1 pseudogene is annotated in these 286 nt (G+C 72.4%); it reads right to left on the bottom strand.

The annotated features are described in order from the left end of the window. Positions 1-286 (bottom strand): annotated as a pseudogene (locus tag AADR41_RS43135) (hypothetical protein); the annotation flags it as partial.

Below are 286 nucleotides of genomic sequence, written 5' to 3' on the forward strand. Positions count from 1 at the left end.
CCCTCCGCGGGAACGCCCCAGACACTCGCCGACCTGACCACCGCCTCCAGCCGGGCGGCCAGTTTCCGCAAGACCGGATCGGCCTGGTTCGTCCCCCGCCCGGCCCCCTTTTGAGGAACGGCGGCCGCGGCCGCTTTCCTCGCGCCGGCGGCGTGCTGGTGGGCTCGCACCGCTGTCGAGTCCACCGACACGTCCCAGTCGATCGCGCCCACCGCGTCCTCGGCAGCCTGGATGCGAGACAGCAGCATCTGCCACGTTCCATCGGCTGACCAGCGGCGATGCCGCT

It is taken from the genome of Streptomyces sp. CLV115 (genome assembly GCF_038448545.1).
In the GTDB taxonomy this organism is placed as follows: Bacteria; Actinomycetota; Actinomycetes; order Streptomycetales; family Streptomycetaceae; genus Streptomyces; species Streptomyces sanglieri.